At 61.3% G+C, this 2,955-nt stretch carries 3 protein-coding genes; all 3 read right to left on the reverse strand.

The window, feature by feature from the left end:
• Positions 1-2,152, reverse strand: a 2,152-nt coding sequence (locus tag PHF15_RS16890; RefSeq protein ID WP_300123036.1) for a heavy metal translocating P-type ATPase, incomplete at its 3' end; no start/stop codon positions are given.
• A gap of 13 nt (positions 2,153-2,165) precedes the next feature.
• A complete protein-coding gene (locus PHF15_RS16895; RefSeq protein ID WP_300123038.1) occupies positions 2,166-2,819 on the reverse strand; it encodes an isoprenylcysteine carboxylmethyltransferase family protein in 654 nt (217 codons plus the stop codon).
• A partial coding sequence (locus PHF15_RS16900; protein WP_300123040.1) for a DUF2933 domain-containing protein occupies positions 2,816-2,955 on the reverse strand: 140 nt, incomplete at its 5' end. The genes PHF15_RS16895 and PHF15_RS16900, both read right to left, overlap by 4 nt.

Below are 2,955 nucleotides of genomic sequence, written 5' to 3' on the forward strand. Positions count from 1 at the left end.
AAAAGGCAAAGAGCAGGTTTTGCTTCATGTTCCTGACGGTGGCATGTGACATCAGAATCGCCGCGCTGATGCCACGCAAGTCACCCTTGATCAAGGTCACCTGAGCGCTGTTCATTGCCACATCGGTGCCGGTCCCCATGGCAATGCCGACATTGGCTTTGGCCAGCGCGGGGGCGTCGTTGATACCATCTCCGGCCATGGCGACGACGCGGCCCTCGTTTTGCAGCCGCGTGACCAGCGCCAATTTGTCGGCGGGCTTGACTTCACCGCGCACTTCATGAATGCCCAATTGCTGCGCCACGGCTTTGGCAGTGGTCAGGCCATCGCCAGTTGCCATGATGATGCGCAAACCCGTTTTTTGCAGGGCCGCCAAAGCCTCGGGTGTGCTAGCCTTGATGGGATCAGAAACGGCCAGCAAGCCGAGCAATTGTGCGCCGCTGGCCAGGTACATCACGCTGGCACCCTCGGCGCGCAAGGCTTCAGCTTGGCTCACCAAGGGCGCCAACACCACACCCATTTGCTGCATCAGCGTGGTGTTGCCCAATGCCAAAGACTGTGCCCCAATTTGACCGCGCACACCGATGCCGGAGCCAGATTCAAATGCCTCAGGTTTCTCCAGGGTCAGCCCGCGTTCCCGAGCGGCGTTTACCAAGGCTTGGGCCAGCGGATGTTCACTGCCCTGGTCCAGACTGGCAGCCAGGCGCAGCACCTCGTCGGCATCGCCGCCGGGCGCCGGAACAGCGCTGTTAAAGGCCGGTCTGCCTTCGGTCAACGTGCCGGTTTTATCGACAATCAGCGTGTCCACCTGGCGCAGGTTCTCGATGGCGGCGGCATCGCGAAACAACACCCCTTGCGCTGCGCCCTTGCCGGTGGCCACCATGATCGACATCGGGGTGGCCAGCCCCAGGGCGCAGGGGCAGGCAATGATCAGCACCGCCACGGCATTGATCAGGCCAAAAACCCAACTGGGTTCAGGACCAAACCAGCCCCACACCAGAAAGGTCGCCACCGCGATCGCCACCACGGCGACGACAAAGTAGCCCGCCACCACGTCGGCCATGCGCTGCATGGGGGCACGGGAGCGCTGCGCCTGCGCCACCATTTGCACGATTTGCGACAACATGGTGGCGGCGCCCACGCGCTCCGAGCGCATCACCAGGGCGCCGCTGGTGTTCATGGTGGCCCCAATCAGCTTGTCGCCCACACGCTTGGTCACAGGCATCGGCTCACCCGTGAGCATGGACTCGTCCACGGCACTGTTGCCTTCAATGACCTCACCGTCCACCGGCACCTTTTCACCCGGGCGCACGCGCAAACTGTCACCCACATGCACACTGGACAAGGGCACATCTTCTTCGCCACCGTCAGCGCGGATGCGCCGGGCGGTCTTGGGTGCCAGACCGAGCAAGGATTTGATCGCCGCCGAGGTTTGCGAGCGCGCCTTGAGTTCGAGCAGCTGGCCCATCAAGGTGAGTGAAATGATGACAGCCGCCGCCTCAAAGTACACCGCGACGCGCCCCATCGAGACAAAAGAGTCCGGAAAGACCTGGGGTGCCACCGCCGCCACCACGCTGTAGCCATAAGCGGCACCGGTACCCAACCCAATCAGCGTCCACATGTTGGGGCTGCGGTTCAACACCGACTGCCAGCCGCGCACAAAAAACGGCCAAGCCGCCCACAACACAATGGGGGTTGCCAACACCAGTTCCAGCCAACTCTGTTGCGTCATGCTCAGCCATTGCTGGCGATGGCCGAACATGGCCAGGACAAAAACCACGGCAGTCAGCGGCAGTGACCACCAGAAACGCCGCTGGAAATCGCGTAACTCGGTGTTGTCGTCCTCCTCCAGAGTCGGCAACACAGGCTCCAGCGCCATGCCACATTTCGGACAGTTCCCCGGGTGATCCTGCCGCACCTCGGGGTGCATCGGGCAGGTGTACATGGTGCCGGTCGTGCTGGCCAGCTCTTCGGGCGCTGCCGCGGGCGCAGCAGGGGCCAGGTATTGCCCCGGATTGGCGGCAAATTTGTCCTGGCACCTGGCGCTGCAAAAATAGTATGCCCGGCCCTCATGTTGCAGCGTGTGCCCGGAAGATTCGGTGACGGTCATGCCGCACACCGGATCGGTCAATGGCATTGGCTTGATGTTGCTCATGGCGTTCCTTGGTTCAATCCGGTGCAGCCATTCGGCGCGACAACTTCGGAAAAAAGCGCGGTGTAACGCTGGCATAACGCTCATACGCCTGGCCAAACAGGGTGCGCATGTCGGTTTCTTCCGTCAATGCCAATCGACCGTACATGACCAGCAGGACCGGGAACATGAGCAGCGTCAGCAGCGTCGGCCATTGCAGCAGAAAACCCAGCAGAATCATCACAAAAGCCACGTACTGCGGGTGACGAATGCGCGCATACGGCCCTGCCGTGGCCAGCGTTTTGCTGCGTTGAGCGTGGTACAAAACCTGCCACGCGTTCGACAACAAAATGAACCCGAGGGCCAGAAAGATGTAGCTGGCGATGTGCAGCACGCCAAAGTGCGGGTCGCCTTGCTCACCGAACAGGGTGGACCACAAGTGCCCCGAGTCATGGCTCAGGATATCGAGTCCGGGATAGTTGCTTTGCAGCCACCCCGACAACAGGTAAATGGTGAGGGGAAAACCATACATCTCCACAAACAGGGCCACGATGAACGCAGAAAACGCCCCGAACGTTCGCCAGTCCCGCGCCGTTGCAGGTTTGAAAAAACTGTAGGCGAACATGATGAAAATGGCCGAGTTCAACACCACCAACACCCACAAACCATAAGCGGACGGGTCGTGGTTCATGACGGCTCTCCCGGCTTGGCTGGCGGTGTTGGCGCTGCGCTCTTGCCCGGCGGGTGGTCATGTCCACCGTGGCCGTGGTGCATGAACACATGCATCAGGGGGCAAGCGGCCAACAGCAGATAAGGCAGCGCTCCCA

Origin of the sequence: Rhodoferax sp., assembly GCF_028689295.1 — a bacterium.
In the GTDB taxonomy this organism is placed as follows: domain Bacteria; phylum Pseudomonadota; class Gammaproteobacteria; order Burkholderiales; family Burkholderiaceae_C; genus Rhodoferax.